The sequence below is a fragment of the Pontibacter sp. E15-1 genome (genome assembly GCF_022601975.1).
Classification (GTDB): Bacteria; Bacteroidota; Bacteroidia; order Cytophagales; family Hymenobacteraceae; genus Pontibacter.
Window position 1 is genome coordinate 1 of the sequence record NZ_JAKVIR010000019.1, and the last position, 22,380, is coordinate 22,380.

Consider the following 22,380-nt stretch of genomic DNA (forward strand, 5'->3'; position numbering starts at 1 on the left):
AGTAAAGCTAGCTAAACAGTACCAAAAGGTAAATATAGATAACCCTTTGTCTAATAATTAAATTGGAGAAGCACTAGAGCAAACAGTTCGAACTACCTTTTCCAAACCCGTTGCAACCGAAACCAAACTTTTCCCAACCCAAAAGAAACCATCTGCACCTGCTTCCGATGTATCGAAATATCCCCCTTTTACGGGACAGCCCATCACCAGACGGGGCTGCCACTGCGTTGCTGTTGCGTTGTCAAATGTTGCTTTTTGTTGGCAACGTATCAGCTGAGCAATGGTGCACGACACGGAGTGAGGCATACAGATTAACACACATTGCTTTCTGGACGTCTGAAGCGCTTTTCGGGCTACTCTTTGGCTGCCAGCATCCCGGTTGATAAACCTTCGCGTGGCTATATGGGGCACGGCCATGCTAGTCTGTCCCATGGTGTCGAAGCGTTGCTTTCTGTTGCCGGTATATTGTTGCTCCCATGCTCCTCTGTCGAATGCCAGAAGCCGTGGCCGTCCCGCTACAGCAGAAGCTGCTTTTGGGTGTTTCAGTAAATTGGCGTATTTTGATACAGACAGGAGCAACACCGGGCAACAACACAGCAACAGTTTGCTAAAACGGCATTACAAATGCTATATCTGGTAAAATCATCCTTTGAAATGCAAGAAGGCACTGTTTCAGGTTTTTCGGTAACGGTGTCACAGGGTCATGCTGTCCTGGAGCAACATCAAGCAACAAAATTGCAATACGGAGCAACACTGTCTGATGCTTCGCACTGCTGTCTGATTCTGGCCAGCAACATTCATATCTGATGGCTCACTTCATGTTGCTTTTGCCTTGAGGTATATCGAGCTGATAATCAGGTCAGCGTAGTGGCAGAGGATATATTATTTTATTATATTTAGGTTTCTACAATAACTGTAGATCCGGTGTATATAAGATGTTGGAGTAGCCCATCAAATTATCTTCATATATAACGTAGCCAACAACTGTGTACGCCTGCTTTACTTCAACACGCTACTATTAAAGCCAAGGCCTTAACTAAACATGAAGAGTTGCTTCCCTTTTTGTTGACAAGCGTGATAGTGTAACTTAATAAACAGAAATTTACAAATGGAAAAGCTATCCATCAAGAATCTGATAGATTTCAGAAGAAAATCTCCACGAGGGCAACAGACCTTGATCAAAAATCTAAAGTTTCAGCAGAAATCAGATTCCGAAGGAGGCGGCGACTATTGGGTAAGGAGTATTAGCGCTTTGGGTAACACATTTAGGGAAAACGACAATCAGTTGATAAAAGACAAGATTGATCACTTGTCAAGTGATCACAGTGCTACTGCCCACAGAACCACAAAATTAATGTACGAGAGGAATATTAATATTCTTCAGAACTATGAGGATTTTGATTTTGATGAATGGAAACCTTCTAAAGACCTAAGATTTCTCCCCAAGCCAAAGACAAGATCCATATTGAACATAAACGGGCTACCTATTCAGGTTTTGCCGACCCATGTATTCGCATTTGATGATGACAAGGGTCCAAGATTGGGAGGGATATGGTTTGTCGCGAAGTTAGACGGCCTAACAAGAGAGGAGTTAGGCATGTATGCTGACGCACTTCATAGGTACTTGTGTGAACATTATTCTGAAGAATACACTATAGACCCTAATTACTGCTTGACCGTTGATGTCTTGAATTTGAAAGAGGCAAAATACAGTCAAATACTTAAAGGCGAGATACCAGCCTTACTAGCGTCTACAATTGATTCGATCAAATCAAGTTTATAATTTCATCAGTTTTAAGAGCTGGTTTGATCCTAACTGAGGTTAGCAAGACGTAAATTTTTGGACGACAGCCTCGCTCGTCGTCTATATCAGTGTGTTCTCATTTCTCAAGGCAACAAACAGAATTGCAGTGCAATTATAACAATTGCCTGGTGTTGCTAAATGAGCAACATCATCAGCAACACTAGGCAACGTGAAGCAATATTGGCAATATCATGACTAACCTCACAAGCTTGTACTGCTAAAACGGCCGTTTTCTGGGACAACGAAAAGCGTTGGTTTCGGTTTGAAATTAGTTTGGTCTTTGGGTGAAATGTGTTTAAAAACTGTAAGCCTATTTCAGAAGAAGGCCCACGAGTGAGATGAAGGGAGCTTTAATTTGTTAGCTGGCGCAACTAAGTCAGCAGCACACGAACTCCGCTTTATCGTGCAACAGCCTAACTAGTGTTCAGTCAAACCATTTTTGCTGGGTTTTTGTTGTATTCTTTATGGCAAAGCACAGGATAAAGTTAACAGACAAAGAAAGGGCAGACTTAGCCCATATCATCCGGCATCGCTCCTCGAAATCGGCCCAGGTCAGATGCAGCTACCTGCTGCTGGCCGCAGACGAGCAGGGGGACAAGCGCTGGACCGACGAGCGCATCGGCTCGGCCTATGGCGCGAGCGTCTCCACGATTGAGCGGCTCCGCCGCCGCTTCGTGGAGGAGGGCTTTGACACGGCCCTGCACGGCAAGAAGCGGGAGCCCCTGCGGGAAAAGCTGCTGGACGGGCGCGCAGAGGCCGCCCTGATCGCCTTGCGCTGCAGCGACCCGCCGCAAGGCCACCGGCAGTGGAGCCTGCGCCTGCTGGCGGACCGGATGGTGGCCCTGGAGCACGTGCCCCACATGAGCCACGAGAGCGTGCGGCAGCTGCTAAAAAAAACGAGCTCAAGCCCTGGCAGGTGAAGAGCTGGGTGATCCCCGAGGCCGGGCCGGAGTTTGTGTGCGGCATGGAGGGTGTGCTGGGGGTGTACGAGCGGCCCTATGACGCCCGCTTCCCGGTGGTCAACCTCGACGAGTCCCCCAAGCAGCTCATCAGCCAGGTGAGGAAGCCCTTCACAGACAGCGAGGGGGCCACTTACCAGGACTACGAGTACAGCCGGGAGGGAGTGGCCGACCTGTACATGATTGTCGAGGCGCAGGGAGGTGCTCGTGGAGGAGGACCACACAAGCCGGACGTATGCCAGGGTGGTGGCCCACATCGTGGAGGACATGTACCCCGGCGCCGAGCGGGTCACGCTGGTGGAAGACAACCTGAGCGCGCATAAATTAGCGGCACTCTATGAGGTCTACTCGCCCGAGAGGGCAAGAAGCATTATAGAAAAGCTGGAGGTGGTGCGGACACCCAAGCACGGTTCCTGGCTCAACATCGCCGAGTGCGAGCTGAGCGTGCTCACCAGGCAAGGCCTGGACAAAAGGGTGCCTGACAGGCAGACCCTGCAGCAGCAGGTGAAAGCCTGGTACAGCCAGCGGAACCAAAAGCAGACAAGGGTCAACTGGCAATTCACCACCAAAGACGCCCGGGTGAAACTCAAAAAACTTTACCCAGCAATAATCACTTGACTGAACACTAGTCGTAGATCCAAAAACAATTAAAAAAGCAAAGGCCCAATCCGAAGAGAAAGGGCTTTTGATAATATGTAATTGCCACTAATTGACCTGACACAACTGCTAACCTTTGTAGCAGAAGGCTTACAGGTTCATTTTTCTTTCGCAACCCCTCCATGGTTTAGTGAGAGGGGATTACGAAAGAAAAATGTTGTTTGGGAAATGTCAGGTTAACTAATGTTCAATGCCAGATAATGTCAGCTTACATCCTGACTATTGCATATAATTTTAATCTCCATAAAATTTGAGGTACATGTGAGGCTCTTCTAATGATTTGTTACAAAACTCATTAAGTTGATCTAATAGTAGAACCCTTTCTTCATCAACTACATCGCTGTCTGATCTCAGCTTATAAATATCATCAATAAGATCCTTAACTTGTAGACTATTAAAGGTTGTATCATCGTACAGATCGATATACTTGAAGACTTTAAATAAGTTAGGATTTTTATAGCAATAGTTTACCAGTCTATTTAACATTCCTTTGTTGTCCAATAAATTTGCAACTACTTTACCTTTGAAGTCTTCCACTTTGATAGTTAATGGCATAATTTAACTTTTAATTAATTGGTAGTCCAGGGAAAGCGGTGATAAGATCTCCTTTAGGACTCGTTATGACAGAGTAAACATTTGTAGGTTTTCCGGTTACAGCATCAAAACCAACATTACTTCTTGTTGTTACTACTCTAAGAATATTCCCATTAGCCTGCTTTACCATAGGCATATGTGTTGCTTGCTCAATTAATCCTTGTAGCTGTGTACGCGAACCAATGTAGAATTGGCTTTTACCTGCATACTTACTTAACTGTTGTGGGCCATGCTTTGCCATTATCCAATCAACCTGTTTAGCTCCTTGTCTAATAGACTGCCCTAATAGCCTCGAACGACTGAATCCATTGATGAAAACAGTACTACTTCTCGCTCCTCTAGCAAATAAACCAACTAAAGGATTAGGTATTGAAACAGTGACTTCTCCTGTTTCAGGATCTTTACCCTGTATCGAGGTAAATTCGTCTACTTTCTCCGCAACTTTATTTACTAGTCCCCAGAAAGAATCAGATATATAGTTATGTCTCCCTTCTGTTGTAGACACATCAAGACTATTACCTGTATTCTTTTTCTTATTGTCATCTCCACCGTTACTATTCCCAATTCCATACTGCTGCTGCACTTCATCCCAACCCACTTCTCTGTCACCATCCATGTACTTTCCAGTTTCCCAATTATATTGGGCTGCCATCCCTGTAGGATCTACAAAGAGCAATGGATTATTATGCACATAGTGGTAAGGCGTTTCACTATTGAACATGTCAGACAGTGGATCAACAGTATTAAATCTTCCGATCTGGGCATCGTACATCCTGGCCCCATAGTCCATCCAGTTGAGCCCCAGCTCGGTCTGCTTCTCCTTGCCGTTGTACTGGAATAAGTGGTCCGGCGTCCCCTGCTTTTCGATGCCGACGAGGTTGAGGCCCCAAGGGTCGTAGTGGTTCTCCTGCACGTCCAGCGTGCTGGACTCAATGCTCATGTCATCAAAATACACATCCTCTGTGCTCTCGCTGGCCAAGAACACCTCCAGGAAGCCGTCCTCCTCAGCCCGGTACTCCAGCCCGAGCCGCTCCCAGTTGCCGCGGGCCCCGCGCGTAATAGTCCTGTACTCGCTGCCAATATAGGCACCCGCGCTGTCATAGGCAACATAGCGCACGTAGGCAGCGGGCACCCCCTTCAGCTTCTGCACCACCTGCGGGGTGAGGGCAAGACCCACGCTAAGCAGCGGGAAGCGGCTTTTGCCTTTCGCCGCGACACCCTCGCTATGGCTTTGCGCCGCCTGTGTGGCAACACCGCCTATCAGCATCGCTGCTAGGCTCTTGACGATGCCTTTCCTGTCTTCGCGTTCATAGTGGCCGAACACCTCCACCTCGACCTTTTCGCCCTTCCTTACCTCCAGCCGACTGGAGGGCCCCAGTGCAAGGCCGTGGCGGGCGTTGAGCCGGGCTGCGTGCTCGCCGGTGCGGGCGTGGCCGCGATCCCGGCGCCTGGTCTGTGGTACGCGCTCAAATTTGCTTTCCTCCTCCTCGGAGTTCACCGGCTCCATGGTCAGGCCCTGCGAGTTGAGCACCATGTCCTTGAAGGTGAGGCGCAGGTTGCCCAGGTGGTCCTTGAGGTGGTACTCGTACTTCCACTTGTAGGTCTGGTCCGGCTGGTAGAGGGCCCTTCCCTCGGGGGTGTGCACGAACACCGGATCCCCTTGCTCGTACACGAAGCCCGCCGCGTAGTCGGTCGTACCGGTGAGCATGCCGCTCTCATACACCTTCTTCTGCAGCTTCTCCCCGGAGGCCGTGTAGGTGAACTCAATGCGGTTAACCGACAAACCGGCCGCGTCGACCGGACCCTCGAACTCGACGCGGAAGGGCAGGTTCAGGCGGTTGTAGGACACCTTGGTGATGCCCTTGTTGTCGTCCCGCTCCATGTTGCCGTTCTTGTCGTAGCCGTACTCCGGCCCGGCCGAGTACTTGCGGCCTCCCTTGTCCTCGAAGTCGTGCGTCGCGGCCGTAGTCTCCGTGTCGTCCACGCCCAGCAGCAGGTTACCCCTGCCCGGCGTGTAGTGGTAGGTGAGCGCGTCGAGCCGACCGTAGTCTTTGGGGCTGCCGGCACCGGAGATCATGCCCGCCCGGTTCATGAACTTGATGTTGCCGTTGGCGTCGTAGCCCACGCCCCACATGCGGAAGTCCTCCCCGTCCGCGGACGCGGTGTGGTAGCTTGCAGAGGTGATGCGATTAGCCTTGTCGTAGTCGTAGCTGTAGGCGCGCTGCCCGGTGCTGACGGAGGTCTGCCAGACCACCTCGGATATGTTGCCGTTGAAAAAGCCCTTTGCCGCCGTGGCCGCGCCCGTCTCGCCCCCCCTGTAGCTCCTTCCGCTGACCTGGTTATAGGAGAGCTCCATGCCGAACTTATCGTCGTCGTCGTCGTTTTTGTCGTCTCTGGTGAGCGTGGCGTTGTTGATGGAGGTGAGCCAGCCGCGGATGTTGTAGCGGAAGTCCACCGACTGCAGGAAATAGACGCGGGCGGCGTCCGTGGAGTGGAGCTTCTTGTCCACCAGCTGCCCCAGCTCGTTGTATTCCTGCTTTGCCAGCAGCACGGGAGCCTCGCCGTCGATGCTCTGGCTGGTGGTGAGCAGCCTGCCCATGTGGTCATAGGTGAACAGGTTTATCACCGTGCGCGTGGATGTGCCCGTGGTGTGCGTGAGCGTGGTTTCCTCCACCAGTCCCGACAGGTCGTCCCTGTAGCGGGTGGCCATGCGGTCGGTGCCGCCCAGGTGGTTGTCGGACACGCCCTCGAGCGGGCGGTACTCCCTGTCGTAGTAGCTCGCCGAGGTCAGCCACGCCCCCTTGGCAAGGCCCTCCATCCTGCGGACCCTGCCGCCCGTGGCAAGGCCCCGCACCCACACGGCCCTCAGGGCCGTGTTACCGGTAAAGGCAAAGGCTTTGATCTTCTCATAGTCATAGTTGTCATAGTAGGCGATGGTGAGCAGGTTCGCATCAGTCACGCCGCGCGGGTAGGCGTTGTTGAGCGTGTAGCCAACCTCTGCGTTGGCCAGATCGTCCTTTTCGAAGTGCACCGTCTCCTGGTTTAGCTCGCCCTGCACGGTGGCTAGGTCCTTGGCCATGGTAACGGTTCCCGTCATCACGGGGCGGCCCAGCGCGTCGTACTTGGTGAAAGTCCACTCGTCTCTGATCTGCTGCTCGGCGTCCTGCGTGAGCACGGGCAAGTCGCGCCGGTTGTAGGCGATCTGCACCGGACTGACGCCCGGGACCTGCTTCGTGACCATCCTTCTGCGGGCGTCGTAGCCGTAGGAGAAGCACCAGTTGGCCAAGAAGGCGGAGCCCTTGGGCAGCGCTATTCTCCCCGTGGCATCCGCTGGGGGGAAGTTGCCGCGCAGGCCCTCGGGCTGGATCACCAGCCGAAGGCTCCCGAAGTCGTCGTACACGTACTGCGTGACCATGAAGCCCGTTTCGGCGGTGACATCGGCGAAGGTCTCCGCCTCCTGCACCTTCTTCATCACCACGCGCCCCTGCATGTCCTTGTACTCCATCGTGAGGGCCTGCTGCTCGTCCCGCGCCTCGGACACGTATAGCGTGCCGGGGGCGTAGAAGCCCTGCAGGCGCCAGGAGGCGTTCACAAGAGTACCCGTGCAGGCAAACCCGGACGCGTCCGAGATTCCCTGCCCCTGCCCCTCCTCCATGCGCCAGTAGCCCGCAAGTCCATAGGTGCCGGGGGCGGTCACGCTGTGCACACCGGCCGCGATCTGGGCACCCGTCCTTGCCACGGCCCACACGTGCACCTCGTCGATGGCGCCCTTGAAAAGCTGCCCTCCACCCTGCCTACCGCCAATGCGGAAGTCATTCAGGGTAGGTTCAACGTCTGCGATAGTGCCGGAGGCCGGCAGGGCGTGAATTATCTTCCCGTTGATATAGGTCTTCACCTGCCCTCCCCCGTACACCACCGCCACGTGCGTCCACGCGTTCAGTGGGGCCACCGCCGTGGTGGTCGTCCATACCCAGCCCGGAGAGGAGTTGGCGAAGGCCCAGCGGATGGTGCCGTCCGGGTAGCGCGCGATCTCATACTCCCCCTCCTTGTTGACGATGATACCCTCAACTGCCGCCGTGGGGTAAATCCAGGCCTCAATGGTCATGGCGTTGTCCATTGCAAGGACTTCCTTGTCCCCCACCTGCAGATAGCTGTTGCTGCCCGAGAACTGCAGGGCACTGCCCATGGGGTTCTCGTGCTGGGAGCTCATGAAGCCCCCCTCGGCGGCCTCCCGCCACAGGCGCACCTCTCCCTTCCGGTTCGGGCGGTGGGCCAGCTTTACGGTATTGCCCGCGGCCGAGCCCGGCACCGGCTGCCAGGCGGCGCCCGGGGCCCCCTGCTCGGCTACGCGGTTCAGCGGGGAGTCTTCGAAGACGGTCTGGGCGTAGGGCACGTCGTTGTCTATCCTGTCTCCCGCGGCGGCGTAGAAGCTCTCCACCTTGGAAAGGGCGTCCGGCTTGTAGAAGCCGCTGGTGCCGCCCGTATAGGGCAGGTACTGGCGGGGCTGCCGGCCCAGCGCGTCATAGCCCATGGGCTGCACGATGTCGTTCCCCGCCGGGCTTGCCTGCGTGCTCACCTCCTGGATCGGGCGGCCCAGCCCGTCGAAATAGGCGATGTGCTGCCGGCGCTGGTCCGTGGTGAGCCCCTCCAGGTTCGCTACCGTCTTCTTTCCCCGGGCAATGATGGTGTTGGTGATGATGTGGTTCATGTTCTGGGCGACAGTAACAGTCACCGAGGCCGTGCTCACGCAGCCACCGGCGGAAGTAGCCGTGACGGTGTAGGTGGTCGTGGCTTCGGGGCTCGCGGTGACGCTGGCGCCCGAGGTGGCGCTAAGGCCCTCGGCCGGCGACCAGGAGTAGGTGCCAGAGCCGCTGGCCGTCAGCGTCACCGGGCTGCCGGCGTAGACCTCGGCTGAGGTGGGCGAGACGGCCACCTGCGGGGGAACGGTGCGGATCACGGTCGTAATGTCCCCGCTGTTGGAGCCGTAGCCCTCCGACACAACGTAGTAGGTGCCGGCCGCAAGCGTCTGCCGGAGCGAGGCGCGGCTGCTAGTTGGGCACGAGGGGCCGTAGTCGTCGTTATAGGCGATGCGATTGCCGCCCGCGTCCAGCAGGTGCAGATAGGTGTCGAAGCCCGAGTCGCAGTGGGAAATCTCCACCTCTGTACTATGGGCCAGCTCGAACCGGTAGTAGACCTCGTCGCTGGGCTGTCCGTAGAAGTTGCCGAAGCAGTTCGAAGTGCCAGTGTTTTTTGTGTCGGGGTCGGAGGCCCCGCAGCTGCTAAGGGTGCCCATTGGGATGGGGTTTGACAGGGTGGCCCCCTCCGGGCGGGTCCCGCAGGCAGAGAGGCTCAGCTGCGTGGTGATACTGCCGCTGTTGGAGCCGTAGCCCTCGGAGACCACATAGTAGGTGCCGGCCCCAAGCGTGCGCTTGATCGAAGAGGTCTGGCCCGTGCACAGTGGGCCCCCGTCGTCATTGCTCACAACGAGGTTGCCGTTCACGTCCAGCAGGTGCATGTAGGTGTCGAAGCCAGAGGCGCAGTGCGAGAGGAGCACCTCCTGCTGCGAGGCAAGGGTGAACTTGTAGTAGATGTCGTCGCTGGCCTGTCCGTACTCGTTGCCGTAGCCGTTGGCAGTCGCGTTGGAGAGCGTGCGGCCGTAGGGTGTGGCAGTGTAGGCGGAAAGGTCCCCAACCACGATCGGGTTGGAGAGGGTCGCCCCAACGGGCGCCACCTTCTTGACGGTCACGTACAGGGTGGCGCTGCTGTAGCCGTCTGTGTAGTCCACCCGCCAGGATCCCGCCGTGCCCCATCGGACATCCACGAAGTTATACTCCTCTCGGGTGATAGTGCCGCCCGTCACGCTCCAGGAGGGGAAACCGCCTGTCTCCCCGCTGTAGTAGTAGCGGTGGGTCTCCCCCTCCTGCACAACGGTTGGGCCGCTGATGGACTGGGCGGAGGCCCGCCCGGCGAGCAGGCAAAGGAAAAGAAGCAGGGCCAGGGTCATCCCCCTTGGCAGAGAGTAAGTTGCTTTCATATAGTATTTTATGCCTTTTATTGGAACGTCTTTTGAATGCATCGGCCGTGCCTATTTCCTGTAGATGTACTGCTGCTGCTTTAGGATATTGCCGTCCTGGTCCTTGACCAGGTGGAGCCGGCCGAAGGAATCGTACTCGTAATAGGTCACGCGCCCGTTCGGGTCCGTTACGCTCGTCACCCCCGCCAGGGGAGCGTAAGCATAAAGGGTCACTCTTGCATCAGGCAGCTGCGTGCGCAGGCCGTTGAGCATGTCTAGCTGGGCCTGGGAAGGCTCGGAGCTGACGGCCAACGCTTCCACCGCGGCGGCACCGCCCAATGCAGCCTCCACCTCTGCGTAGGGGGCGTTCTGCACCTGGGCGATTGGGTACTGTCCGCCGTAGCCCCACAGGTAGGCCACCGGCTGCCCGTCCGGAGCCTGACTCCCGTCCCCGGCAGTGAGTTCCCTGTCCACAGTCCTGAACTGGCGCAGGTTGCCCCTACTGTCATACTTGTCGTAAGCCACCCGCGCCGCGTACCGGCTGTCCGGGAAAAAGCCCTCCGGGGTGCCGCTCGGCCGCAGACCCACGGCCGGACGGTTGCTAAGGCTAAAGGATGCCTCCTCCACGGGCTTCTCCGTCTCCAGCAGGTGCTCGGAGGCCTTCAGGCCCTGCCCATCCTCCCGGTACTTGACCAGCCTGCCGCCGAGCACCCGCTGCGCCCCGCCCCTGTCTGTATACAGTACCTGCTCTACCGGGAAGGCCACCAGGTGGGCGGCTTTCATCTTCTCCAGGAAAGCCGTGCCTATCCCGTAGTCGTGCGGGTACAGCGTCAGCGTCCCCTCCCGCTGCCCGTCCGAGCGCAGCGTCTCCACGCGCGTGGGCTGCATGTGGGCCGGGTTCTCGTACCAGCGCTTTTCCACTGACTGCGTGTAAAGGGTCTCGTCGGAGGGGTCGAAGGTCCGGGTGATCACCGAGTCCAGGTGGTACCACTCCGAGAGGTTGGCGTAGGGATCCACCCAGTATTCGGTGTCCCCGCACCGGGTGCAGCCCGAGTAGTGGTCCTGCCTGAACTCAAAGCCGTACACTCGCACCAGGTCCCGGAACGTGTAGCGGTTAGAAACGCGCTGCAGCTTGTTGCCATTCGCCCCGTAGACCGTCTTGTCGTATAGCAGCCCGTTGCGGTGGGCCAGCACCGGCTCCAGGCCGTGCCGAAAGGTGGGATCCAGGTCGTCCTCCGACAGGCCGTAGACATAAACCGTCCTGCCCCCATCCCCGCTCTCGCCCAATAGCTCGGTTACCAGGCTGTAGCCCAGCCCGTAGTCGCTCGCATAGTAGAGCGGGACGTAGGAAAGGGCCGTGACCTCCAAGTACTCGGCGAAGCTGGTTCCCTTGTCAGTGCAAATGGTGAGCGACTCTCCTGTCTTGCCCGATGTGTAGTAGCCGTCGTCCTTAGTGTAAGTCCGCTCGTACCTTAGCTCCCGCAGCAGCGAGCCACTCGAGACGCCCGGGGAAACCTCGTACACGTACCGCTTCACCACGGGCGGGCCCTGCAGGCCGTCGGAGGCGATGCGCTCGATCCGCAGCCCGCCCGCGGCCACCTTCTGCAGCTCCCCGTCCGGGACCTGCTCGGTTTGCCTGGCCTGCAGGCTGAAAGAGATCTCGGCCTCCCCGCCCAGAATCTGCGCAGACAGGGAGTAGGTGCCCGGCTCCAGTCGGATCGCCGTGCCCGCAGCCAGGCAGTCGCCGTACTCCTGGCTATGCCCGTCGGGGAAGGTCAGGGTCACGAAGCCGCAGCCCTCCAACCCGCCCGGCTGGGTGCAGTTGAAGGTGCACCTGATGTCGACAGAGGTGGCCTCCGCCAGCGTGAAGGACGCGTTGTCCGTGCTGGTGGAGTTCCCGTAGCCGCTGTAGGTGTTCACGTACACCGAGGCCAGAAACTCGGTGCGGGTCCTGTACTGTATCATCCGCCGCTTGCCGTTGTAGTCGTGCTGCCCGTACTCGAATGTGCTCGTGCCCCCCGTGGGGTAGGTAACGCTCCTAAGGGCACCCATCCGCATGTAGTTGAAGTCCGGCTCGCGGTCCGCGCCCGGGTAAGGCACCCCGTCGTAGGTTAGCCCCGGCACCAGGTTTTGGTTGGCCTTGCCGTTGTAGAAGCCCCAGTGGTCCTGGGCCGAGGAGAGCCTGGAGGGCCAGCTGTCGTCCGACGCGGCGTAGTAGCCGAAGGCGTGGCGCTGCCCAGAGAGCGTTTCCCGCACCTCGTCCAGGCGCAGGCGCAGGCGGTTGGCCATCTCCGGGGCCACGCTGCCCGTGGCCGCCGCCGCCACGTCTGAGGGAGAGCCGAAGTAGCCCTGCCCTAGCCTGAAGTCCCGGACGACGGCCCCCTGGGGGTCTTTAGCGATGATCTGCACCAGCGCCTCGGGGCCCTCCGCCCCGGCAGCCAGGTAGGATGGCTTCCAAACGTCGCTCCTGCCGTTCACGGACGTGGAGAACTCCACGCTGCCGCCAGACGAGGTAATACTTGTCAGGCGCATCGCGTGCTGTGTGACCTCGTTCTTCTGGCAGATGCTCTGCTTGGTCTGGCTGCCCGTCCCCCACACCTTGTGGGAGATAGAGCCCCCTCCGTTCACCTCGTAGCGCATCGTGTAGCCCTCGTAGTTGAACCGGATCACGTCGCCCGTTGGGGAAATCACGGCCATCAGGAGCCAGGAGGTGACCGCGTCCATGGGCCGGGTGCTCGACAGACTCTGCTGATAGGAGCAGAAGCTGTTGCTCTCCGTGTACTCGGTCGCCCCCGCCCCCTCGAAGGAGCCCAGCACGTAGGTCACCCCGGCCTCGTCCCGGATACGCCACTGCTGGGAGACGGTCGGGCTGTCGAAGGGGTGGTCGATGTCGAGCTTGTCGCGCGCGGTGAGCAGCGGGGTCTTGTTTTTGTCGAAGAAGAACTTGCCCGAGCGCCCCAGCAGGTTGTAGTAGAACACGTCCGGATGCGTGTCCGTCTCCCCCTTTCGGATGCGCTCGTAATAGTCGGCGTTCTGCGGATCGCAGGCAGGGGCGTAGGGCGTGCCATCGGCGTTGAAGGCATCGCCCACGAAGAAGCCCTGCTCGTCGGGCAGGCCCCGCACCGAGCGCGTCACCGCCCCTCCTGCGTTAAGGCTCCAGCCCATGCCCACCCAGGTGGCCACCTCCTCCACCCGGACGCCCGAGGAGTTGTAGCCCAAGCTCACTGGCACGCTGATCCCCTTGCCGCCAAGCTCGAAGATAGGGATGCCCACGTTCGCCGCGCCCGTGTGCAGGGAGACGGGCACCTCGCCGTACCGACCTAGAGATGCCGCTTCAGGGGTAGGAGGTAACACCTTCGGCAAGTTCGGCGTGTAGCTGTCCTCGCTTTGCGCAAAGGCTTGTGTAAATGGTAAAAGCGTCAGTAGGAAGAGGAGAAGAGATGTAATGATCCGTTTTATCGCATCCATATCTTAAATGTCATTATCTTGAAAGGGAAAATTCCCTGCACCTGATTGTCAGGCAGGTATAAGCAAGAGCAAACATATAGTAATTAATATATATATAAAAGGTATTTTTTAACTCCTCTGTAACATGGGAAAACTAGGCGAAAGAGCGTCTCGCCGCTTTGGGTATAGCGATTTACAGGGAGTGAGGGATGATTATGGTCTTTCAAACAGAAACGTTTTTGTCCCTGTTTGTAACATGATGAGCGAATGACGGTGCTATTTTTTTTTGCGGCAGGCCTACCTCTGCGCAGGTATGATGGAGCTCTGTCTGGCAAGCCAATCAGAATTGAACGGTCTCAATGCTGTCGTTAAGCTGAGGCTACTTAAACAGGGGTATAACATCTTTTATGTAAAACAAAGTCACCGAGGAATTAGAGGAAGCAGGCCACTTGGCTATAATTCACTGCCTTCTTGGTTTGCCTCAAACAGCATATGCAGTTTTTGCTGGAGCAGCTCCTTATTTGGCAGCTGGGTCCTGTACTCGGCCACCAAGGCCGGGGATAGGTTCCTGCTCAGGGCGTACTCGACCACTTCTGTGTCCCTGTCTTTACAGAGTAGGATGCCGATGCTGGGGTTCTCGTTCGACTTCTTCACGTCCCGGTCCAGCGCCTCCAGGTAAAAGTTAAGCTGCCCCAGATGCTCCGGCTTGAACTTGTCGGCCTTCAGCTCAAAGGCGACCAGGCACTGCAAACCCCGGTGATAGAAAAGCAGGTCTATATAGAAATCGCTATTCCCGACCTGAAGCCTGTACTCTTCCCCCACAAACAAAAAGTCCCTGCCCAGCTCCAGAATGAAGCTCCTCATCTGGGCGATCAACGCTTTTTGAAGCACCCCCTCACTGTGCGGCTCCGGCAGGTTCAGAAACTCAAAGACATAGCTGTCCTTAAAGATATTCACCACCTCCTGGTCCAGTCCCTTGATCGCCGGCGGCTGGCTATGGTTCCCCAGCATCACCCTTTCGAACACGCCGCTGTTGATCTGCCTTTCCAGCTGCTTGACACTGTACTTCTCCTGAATGCAGAGGCGCAGGTAAAACTCCCGTTCCTCCTCCGTTCTGGCCCGTGACAGCAGCACCAGGTGATGAGTCCAGCTTACTTTGGCCAGCTCACTGCCGCTCAGGCTGCTTGACCCTAATTGTGTCATTGGCGATGACACAATTTGAGGCTCCTGCTCCCCGGCTGTCGGTGCCTGCGGTCCTGGCGATGGCGCTAAAGCGCTTGTGGAGTAGGTGTCATAGAATTGCTTCATACGGTACAGCCCCCTCCGGTTGAAGCCTTTCAGCTCCGGGTGGTTTCGTTTTAAGTAGGCGGCCAACTCATCGACTGTTTTCTCGCCCCAACTGGCGGTGGCGATCCGCCTGCTGATGTACTCCCCCACCTGCCAGTACAGATTGATCAGCTCTGTGTTGACGGCTCTCAGGGCACTGCTTCTGGCTTGTTGGATGAACGTAGTGATTTCAGAGAATTGGTCCTGTGACATGAAGAATCCGGTAAGGTGAACGGTCACAAAGGTAACACTTTGGCTCTCCTTGTCAACTACGGCTGTAGGGACATTGCATCACTCGCGGCTGGAGACGAAACGATGTGTGAAGCAAAACAGACCGTTTGCTGTTTAACATATCGCAAATTATAAGACCCTGTATATGCTTTAATTTTAAAGCATATACGCTTGCTACCATTAAAACCGTTGTATGTCTTAATAGATAAGAAACAGAGTTCTTCAGTCCGATGGCTAGCGACAAAGAAGAGCAGTAGGCAGTTGATAGTAGATTATCGTTCTATGTACAGAACGTCGGGTGTAGCCGTTAGAACTATCAAAGCATCGCTAAGTATTATAGTGAGAGCGATTGTGCCTGTTACACGCTTGACTGCCGCTGGCGAGAAACGCTACTTAGTGATGCCATAGACACAACGTTGGCCGTCTGTGATGATACGCCTAACTCTGTTAACCTCATATTCTTTGCCGATCAGCGATTTAAAGTTCTTGAACTCCGCTCTGCAAAAACCCTGTCGTTCGGTAGCCGATGCACAGATCGGATAATAGTTTTATGCATCGTCCTCTTTCTTCAATTCAGCTATATAGCCTTCCTCGGAGCGGATTTTGGCCAGTGTCTCCAACCGTTCTTCCAAGGTCGCAGCATTACTTAATTGCTATTCGTATCGTTGGCAGGTCTGATTTCCCCGGTTACCAATCAATAGTTGCAGAGCATTATCCCCTAGAAGGTTTCTCACGGACTGCAGTAATTCAGCGATCACCTGGGCAGGGGATCAGGAAGCCAGAACTGGCCCTTTTCGCTTAAAGCGTAAAATGTTGTCGATCGCCCCACACGCTCGCTCCTGGCAAAATTATGTACCAGGGCAAGGGCTCAATGTTCTGAAACATCGCGTCTATTGGCCAAAGAATTATAATTAACTAAATAACAGAACACTAGTATACTATTTCGTTTCAGTCGCTCCTGGGTAATGATCCTTGGCTAAAGCCATTTACTGACGATGTGCTAAAAGAGCTACCTGCCCAGGGAAAAAGAATGTACTGGTTTTTAGTCCCGCGTTTGTTGCAGATTACATAGAACCTACAATAGAAGTAGGCTTATAATCCAAAGAGAAGTTTGAATAAGCAGGTGGATAGCGCTGGCAATTGATAGAAAGCCTGAATACACATCCACTTTGGGTGGAGGCTGTTAAGCAAATTGTTTTAAATACAACGGTGCTTTAGATGAACTGGATAGTGGGCTACTACCATGCAATAAGGGTTGGTGGGCTGGTTACTGTGTTTTTGGTATTTACAAAAATACCTCTTCTGTCCCGGCCAATTACCGAAAGCAACCTAAGTTGGTTTTGAAAGTAAATGTTTAAAGGTATATATGTTGTTACATAAAGCAAAAACTATGAAGCAAAATAGAGTAGGCCGCATCATCCTCATGTCTGCGGCGGCATTTACGGCGGTGGGTGGATTCTTAGCCGATTGGAACAAAACCCATTTGTTTAACCCCCGATGGACTCCACACGCCAAGTTTCACGATGCCATGACCATTATGTTAGGTGCTTTGCTGGGTAGTAGCGGTTGGTACCTGTTGCAAAAGAAAGGTAACAACAACCAAACACAATTATTAGGGGGTGCCGTTCTCCCCAGCTTTTTCTGGATAGCCATGGCCACTAGCTTTGCTTTTCCCGGTGCTAAAGGTTTAGAAGCCGAGTTTCCAGACAAAATAAAAAAAATAGGTGGGATACCGCTAAATGAAGGTCTGCTCAGTACTATCATGCTTTCGGCTCTTGCTTTTGGCTATTCTATTGCCCGGAAGAAAGGCAGGTAGCATGGACGTTATAAATTATTAAAGGAACATACATCTGTCGCACTTCATCTTGCTGATTTAAAACAACGCCATTTATGTAGTTTCTGTCTTTATAAATCATTATATATATCATAATCGGCTTGTAAAGGGCATCAGGACAACGCATATGAAAATAGGACAAATGATGAGACGCCCAAGTGTCTCATCATTTGTAAATCTGCCATCATTGCTTTGTTGCAGTATTGCACCTCCTGTAATAGCTGCGATCCCTCCTGAAAATAGCGCAGAGAGTAATGGTGCAGTAGCCAGAAGAATGGGGCGATTACTTTTTTGTAGCTAAGCTTGATCGCCAGCTGTCGAAGGTGGTAGCGGTAATGCGCTCACCGGTTATTCCACTGCTTTCATCAGATGCCAGAAAGATAATTGGTGTGGCCATCACATCCGGATCAAGTAGCCGAAATCGGCTTTTGATTTCCTCTTTCGCCTGTTCGGGTATCATACCTGTTTCGGTGGCCCCGCCAGGCAGCAACATGTTTACATCAACGTGGTATTCCTTTAGGTCTTCAGCCATAATGTGGGAAAGGGAATCGGTACCTGCTCTTGACGGACCGTAGGGTACAAATCCTTTTCGCTTCATGGTTTCGTGGTTCATGGAGATGTTCACGATTTTGCCTTTGCCCTGCTCCAGAAACAGCGGAACAAAAGCTTTGGCAACCAGAAAGTAGCCGGTCAGATTGGTATCGATCAGGTCACGGAAGCCTGCGGCGCTAACCTGGTAAAAAGGCTGCGGTTTAGTTAGAAAATCCGGGTTAACCGTTCGCATCCCGATTCCAGCGTTGTTGACAAGCAGGTCTAATTTTCCCCACTGCTGCCGCACCCACTGCACAGCCTTTTCGATAGAATGCTCGTCCCGGACATCCATCTCCAGGGCATAGGCATCTAACTGCTGCTCTTTTAGCTGCGCCAGTGCTTTGTCCAACTTATCACTTTTGCGGGCCGTAATGGCAACGGAAGCACCAGCCTGCGCCAATGCTTTTGCCATAGCAAATCCCAATCCGCTGGAAGCGCCTGTTATCAGCGCCTTCTTTCCCTGTAAGGTTGATTCATTCATTTTTATCTGATTAAGTTTATTTTACACTTTTGCTACATACGGATGATTTCACTGACACTTTGCCCACGGATACCTTCTGCTTGAGCGAGTCATGCCCCCCGCCCCACCGCCTCTGCAAGCAGTGATGATCCACTGCTGTGAGAGCATTATATCAGTGAACAGCAGCAAAAGAATACTTAGCCGCCGCTAAACAAGTGCAGTTAGTAATTACGGCCTGGTTTGGGGGGGTATGGAAGTAGTTCTTTCTGAATAGCTTTGGCTGTTTTGCAGGAACAAACTCAACTTTACTACGTTTTTAAAGTGGGCGGCTTGTACTGCCTGCATAAATCAATTACTAAAATACCGACTACTAGATTATGAAAAAAAGAAAGCTAGGAAAACAAGGACCTGAAGTATCAGCCTTGGGCCTGGGCTGCATGGGCATGTCAGACTTTTACAGCAACCGCGATGATGCGGAGTCTGTTGCCACCATACACCGGGCACTGGAACTGGGCGTAAATTTTCTGGACACTGCCGACATGTATGGCGTGGGGGCGAACGAAGAGCTGGTGGGAAAGGCCATCAAAGACCGCCGCGATCAGGTGGTGCTGGCTACCAAGTTCGGCAACGTGCGCGGTGAGGATGGCAGCTACTTAGGAATAAACGGCAAGCCGGACTATGTAAAGAAGGCCTGCGAGGCAAGCCTGAAACGCCTGGGGGTAGACCATATCGACCTCTACTACCAACACCGCGTGGACCAGGATACACCCATTGAAGATACCGTAGGGGCCATGGCCGAGCTGGTGAAAGAGGGCAAGGTGCGCTTTCTCGGCTTATCAGAGGCCTCTGCCAACACCATCCGCAGGGCTAACAGCGTGCACCCGATCACAGCCTTGCAAACGGAGTATTCGCTCTGGAGCCGCGACGTGGAAGACGAGATACTTCCTGCCATCCGTGAGCTGGGTATAGGTTTCGTGCCATACAGTCCGCTTGGCAGGGGATTCCTGACCGGCCAGATAAAGCGCTTCGAAGACCTGCCGGAGGATGATTACAGACGGCACTCACCGCGTTTTCAGGGGGAGAACTTTCAGAAAAACATTGACCTGGTGAAAAAGATAGAGGATATAGCACGCCAGAAAGGTTGTACACCATCGCAATTGGCGCTTGCCTGGCTGCTGGCACAGGGAGAGGACATTGTGCCGATACCCGGCACCAAACGCAGAAAGTACCTGGAGGAAAATGTGGGGGCTGTGGACGTCTCGCTTACAGAAGAAGAGTTGCAGCAGATTGACAAGATTGCGCCACAAGGCGTAGCCGCCGGAGAACGCTACCAAAAAGATCAGATGTCGAGCCTGAATGTATAAAAGTTAGCTGCGTTTAAAAACAAGCGCTTCAGCCCGACGCATGTATTAAACCACCTGTGCCAAAAGTTCTGAAGACACAGGTGGTTTACTTTTGCTGCTAAGTTAAGCAGCGTATGTCACCTCATAATGCCGCACCATCTTATCAAAGCTAATGGTTATCTGCTGCACATGCTCCGGCACTCGTCGGCGAAACTTCGGATGGGCTCTATTACTACTTCACTGCCACAACCAGCCTTTTCACAGCCCGGCTTAAAGCTGTGTCTTTTTTGATCAGCCCGTTAAAGAGCAGGATGCCCGTTGTGGCGCACACTATACCTGCCAGCACGTCCAGCACGTAGTGGTGCGAGGTATAGACCGCCGCAAACCAGATACCCCCCGTAATGATGGTAAAGAGCACTTTGGCTACCACTTCCAGCCTGTTCTTTAAGGCATAGTAGAGCACGATGAGTGGATAGGCAGAGTGCAGTGAAGGCATGGCGGCAAACACATTGGAGCCTTTGGCATATAGCGAATAAAAGACCTTAATGCCAAAGAACTCATCGAAGCGCACCAAACCGGCCGTATTGCCCGGTGTTTCGGCGATAAAGTCAAAGCCATGCAGCTGCACATACCAGGGCGGCGCGGCCGGGTATAGGTAGTAGACTACAAAGCCGAGCAGGTTGACGAGCAGAAAAGTGAGCGAGAAGTACACAAACTGCTGTCGGTTCCAGAAGAACAGAAAGCCGGCAAAGGCAAGCGGCACCGGTATCCAGCTGAGGTAAAAGATACCGCTCAGCACATCCAGAAAGGTATGGCTGTGCAGCTGCCAGAATTCATTGGGAGTCAGTATAGCACCGCCGTCACGTATCCCGAACACAGCTTTCTCGGCATTATACAGGTCCTTGATGTGTACGGCATTGAACCAGTAGTTCGGGAAGGCCTTCATGTAATCGTAGAGCACCCAGAACACAATAAAGATCGAGAACCCGGTGATAAACTTACGGGTGATGGGCGTCGCAAAATACAGGGCGTTTGCCAGCCCCACCAGCACCAGCTGATCAGACTTGAACCCAACCAGCAGGTACGACAGCAGCAAATAGCCAACAGAAAGGGCAGCTACAACAAGGGCATTTTTCCGTTTTACTTTCGCCTTCCCCTCTGTTGCGGTAGTTGTTAAAGCCATTTTATTTTTTGTCAAAATCAGAACCGAAAATCTTGTCCCAGAGAGAAGAACTCACTCCGTAACCTTTTGTAGCATCGGAGTAGTGATGCAGCATGTGATGCTTTTTCAGCTTCATCCAGAACTCCCCTTTAAAGTTAAAGTGGTGCAGGGCGTAATGCGAAATATCATAAAAGAGGTATCCCAACAGAAAGGCTGCAAAAAAAGCGTACAGCTCCCCTCCCGACAGCAGTAGCGCAAACAGACAGTATAGCGCCGTGGCCATAGGTATGCTGGCAGATGGTGGCATCACCAGCCGCTTGGCATCGTTTGGGTAGTCATGGTGCACTCCGTGGAAGATAAAGTGTAGGCGCAGTGCCCACTTCGCCTTCGGCACATAATGAAAAACGAAGCGGTGCAGCACATACTCCGTCAACGTCCAGACAAACAAGCCAAGTGCGGCGTAGCCCATAAAGGCAAGCACAGACAGTTTCTCCACATGTAGCGCCAGCCAACTCAGGAAGAGGATGACCGGCACGTAAAGGTAGAGCGGCACCGTCCAGTGCACTTTGGACAGCGCCTCCATCCAATCATACCTGAACATCCTGACAGACTCCTGCGAGCTAGACACGAAATTCTTTTTCATCTGTAAACTAAGGTTTAAAATGTCCTGTTACTGCCTTTCCAGTAGCGGCATCGTGGCCGCTCAACTCAACATACAGCACATTGGGCACCCAAAATGTACCGCCTTCGATCCGCACAAACACGCGGTCCAAAATCACTTCTTTCTTGTTTAGCGTGGTATATACACGGTATTTGCCATCGGCTGTTTTGCGCAGGTATAGCGGCAGCTTTCCATAACTCACAAACTTGACCTCATAGTGGTCTTTGCCCAGTTTTTTGGTGTTCAGGCCATAGGCAAATTTGCGCTGAATATAGTTTAGCTCCTTACGCTCTCCGCCATCTGCATATCGGATCCAGAACGGGTAAATCGGCTCCGCTTCGTTTAACGCTCCTTGCGCCGTCCGGTTCAGTTCGTATACCACCGTGTTAGGATTTGGATCACGCTGCACATAAAACAGTAACTCCTTGATGCCCTTCGGTACCGGCAGGGTGTCAGTCTTCGCCTCGGCTATACCGGTTAAGTCACTACCACTGACACTATCTATACCTGTGCAAAACAGCAGGAGCGCCAGGTAAAAAATCTTTCTCACGTTGTTATACTTCTCCTTAGCGTGTTGCCATCTCTTTCTGCTCCATGGCTCTTTTGGAGTCCATCAGCCTGTTATAAGCCGTGATGTTCGTCATTACCGCCATCACGGTGATAGGCAGCGTAAACACCGACATTGTTTCGAACACATGGAATGGAATGCCCTCCACGTATACTTTGTAATCTGCCCCTACAAAGGAAGAGATTATACCGCAGGCAATTGCCGACACCCCTATCAGCACCACCCTTTCCGGGCGCTGCATCAGGCCTCCCTTGCACTCCACGCCCAGGCCTTCGGCCCGTGCCCTGGTATAGCTCACCATCATGGAGCCGATAAGAGCAATAAAGGCAAAAAGTGAACTCAGCAGGTAATGGTGGGCAATCAGGTAGTAGCAGATACCCATGAACATGATCATTTCGCTGTAGCGGTCGAGCACCGAATCGTACATGGCCCCGAAGGTGGACTTCATATTGCCGAGCCTGGCCACCTGCCCGTCGAGCATGTCGAACACGCCGGCAAACAGCACAAGCGCTCCGGCCCAGCCCACGTACTCGAGCTCGCCCCGGTTGCTGGTTTCCCCTCCCCAGATAAAAATGGCTGCAACCCCGATGTTCAGGATCAGCCCGGTGGTGGTAACCACATTGGGTGTGAATCCCAGCCTGATCAGTAACCGCACAAAGGGGTTAATGACCGAGTAGATTCCCTGCTGCAGGGCGTCACGAAGCGAGTTCTTGTCCATACTTTACCTGCT

The 22,380-nt window shown here is 54.3% G+C and carries 15 protein-coding genes; 6 read left to right on the forward strand and 9 right to left on the reverse strand.

Annotation, left to right across the window (positions count from 1 at the left end; translation table 11 throughout):
* The first annotated feature begins 1,108 nt into the window (after positions 1 to 1,108).
* From MKJ04_RS14025 to MKJ04_RS14035, 3 genes are all read left to right on the forward strand, one after another.
* Positions 1,109 to 1,783 carry a hypothetical protein gene (locus tag MKJ04_RS14025; RefSeq protein ID WP_241642280.1) on the forward strand — a complete coding sequence of 225 codons (675 nt, stop codon included), beginning with the start codon at positions 1,109 to 1,111 and terminating at the stop codon, positions 1,781 to 1,783.
* Between the two features lie 485 nt (positions 1,784 to 2,268).
* Entirely contained in the window at positions 2,269 to 2,724 is a 456-nt protein-coding gene (locus MKJ04_RS14030; RefSeq protein WP_241642281.1) for a helix-turn-helix domain-containing protein, read from the forward strand.
* Between the two features lie 222 nt (positions 2,725 to 2,946).
* Positions 2,947 to 3,381, forward strand: a complete 435-nt coding sequence (locus MKJ04_RS14035) for a transposase (protein WP_241642282.1) — start codon at positions 2,947 to 2,949, stop codon at positions 3,379 to 3,381.
* A 273-nt stretch (positions 3,382 to 3,654) separates the two neighbouring features.
* On the opposite strand, the gene MKJ04_RS14040 is transcribed toward MKJ04_RS14035, so the two are convergent.
* From MKJ04_RS14040 to MKJ04_RS14055, 4 genes are all read right to left on the reverse strand, one after another.
* Complete coding sequence (locus MKJ04_RS14040) at positions 3,655 to 3,975, reverse strand: hypothetical protein (protein ID WP_241642283.1); 321 nt, start codon at positions 3,973 to 3,975, stop codon at positions 3,655 to 3,657.
* 10 nt (positions 3,976 to 3,985) lie between these two features.
* A complete protein-coding gene (locus MKJ04_RS14045) occupies positions 3,986 to 10,048 on the reverse strand; it encodes a DUF6443 domain-containing protein (protein WP_241642284.1) in 6,063 nt (2,020 codons plus the stop codon).
* A gap of 51 nt (positions 10,049 to 10,099) precedes the next feature.
* Positions 10,100 to 13,495: an RHS repeat domain-containing protein gene (locus MKJ04_RS14050; RefSeq protein WP_241642285.1), complete on the reverse strand. Its 3,396-nt coding sequence runs from the start codon at positions 13,493 to 13,495 to the stop codon at positions 10,100 to 10,102.
* A gap of 432 nt (positions 13,496 to 13,927) precedes the next feature.
* Positions 13,928 to 15,013 (reverse strand): YhcG family protein, encoded by a 1,086-nt coding sequence (locus tag MKJ04_RS14055; protein ID WP_116544965.1) that lies wholly within the window; start codon positions 15,011 to 15,013, stop codon positions 13,928 to 13,930.
* Between the two features lie 976 nt (positions 15,014 to 15,989).
* Here MKJ04_RS14055 and MKJ04_RS14060 point away from each other — a divergent pair.
* Both MKJ04_RS14060 and MKJ04_RS14065 read left to right on the forward strand, forming a co-directional pair.
* Positions 15,990 to 16,103: a ferrochelatase gene (locus tag MKJ04_RS14060; RefSeq protein ID WP_241642377.1), complete on the forward strand. Its 114-nt coding sequence runs from the start codon at positions 15,990 to 15,992 to the stop codon at positions 16,101 to 16,103.
* A 318-nt stretch (positions 16,104 to 16,421) separates the two neighbouring features.
* Positions 16,422 to 16,847, forward strand: a complete 426-nt coding sequence (locus MKJ04_RS14065) for a DUF6640 family protein (protein ID WP_241642286.1) — start codon at positions 16,422 to 16,424, stop codon at positions 16,845 to 16,847.
* A 301-nt stretch (positions 16,848 to 17,148) separates the two neighbouring features.
* Here MKJ04_RS14065 and MKJ04_RS14070 read toward each other — a convergent pair whose 3' ends face one another.
* Positions 17,149 to 17,937 (reverse strand): SDR family NAD(P)-dependent oxidoreductase, encoded by a 789-nt coding sequence (locus MKJ04_RS14070; RefSeq protein ID WP_116544976.1) that lies wholly within the window; start codon positions 17,935 to 17,937, stop codon positions 17,149 to 17,151.
* A 356-nt stretch (positions 17,938 to 18,293) separates the two neighbouring features.
* On the opposite strand from MKJ04_RS14070, the gene MKJ04_RS14075 reads away from it, so the two are divergent.
* Positions 18,294 to 19,280 carry an aldo/keto reductase gene (locus MKJ04_RS14075; protein ID WP_116544975.1) on the forward strand — a complete coding sequence of 329 codons (987 nt, stop codon included), beginning with the start codon at positions 18,294 to 18,296 and terminating at the stop codon, positions 19,278 to 19,280.
* Positions 19,281 to 19,491: 211 nt separating this feature from the next.
* On the opposite strand, the gene MKJ04_RS14080 is transcribed toward MKJ04_RS14075, so the two are convergent.
* The 4 genes from MKJ04_RS14080 to MKJ04_RS14095 are packed head-to-tail and all read right to left on the reverse strand — an operon-like array spanning position 19,492 to position 22,368.
* Positions 19,492 to 20,442, reverse strand: coding sequence for a phosphatase PAP2 family protein (locus tag MKJ04_RS14080; RefSeq protein ID WP_116544974.1), 951 nt, complete (start codon positions 20,440 to 20,442; stop codon positions 19,492 to 19,494).
* A 1-nt stretch (position 20,443) separates the two neighbouring features.
* Positions 20,444 to 21,064, reverse strand: a complete 621-nt coding sequence (locus MKJ04_RS14085; RefSeq protein WP_241642287.1) for a sterol desaturase family protein — start codon at positions 21,062 to 21,064, stop codon at positions 20,444 to 20,446.
* A gap of 7 nt (positions 21,065 to 21,071) precedes the next feature.
* Positions 21,072 to 21,632 (reverse strand): DUF4833 domain-containing protein, encoded by a 561-nt coding sequence (locus tag MKJ04_RS14090; RefSeq protein ID WP_116544972.1) that lies wholly within the window; start codon positions 21,630 to 21,632, stop codon positions 21,072 to 21,074.
* Positions 21,633 to 21,648: 16 nt separating this feature from the next.
* Positions 21,649 to 22,368: a CDP-alcohol phosphatidyltransferase family protein gene (locus MKJ04_RS14095; protein WP_116544971.1), complete on the reverse strand. Its 720-nt coding sequence runs from the start codon at positions 22,366 to 22,368 to the stop codon at positions 21,649 to 21,651.
* Positions 22,369 to 22,380: the final 12 nt, after the last annotated feature.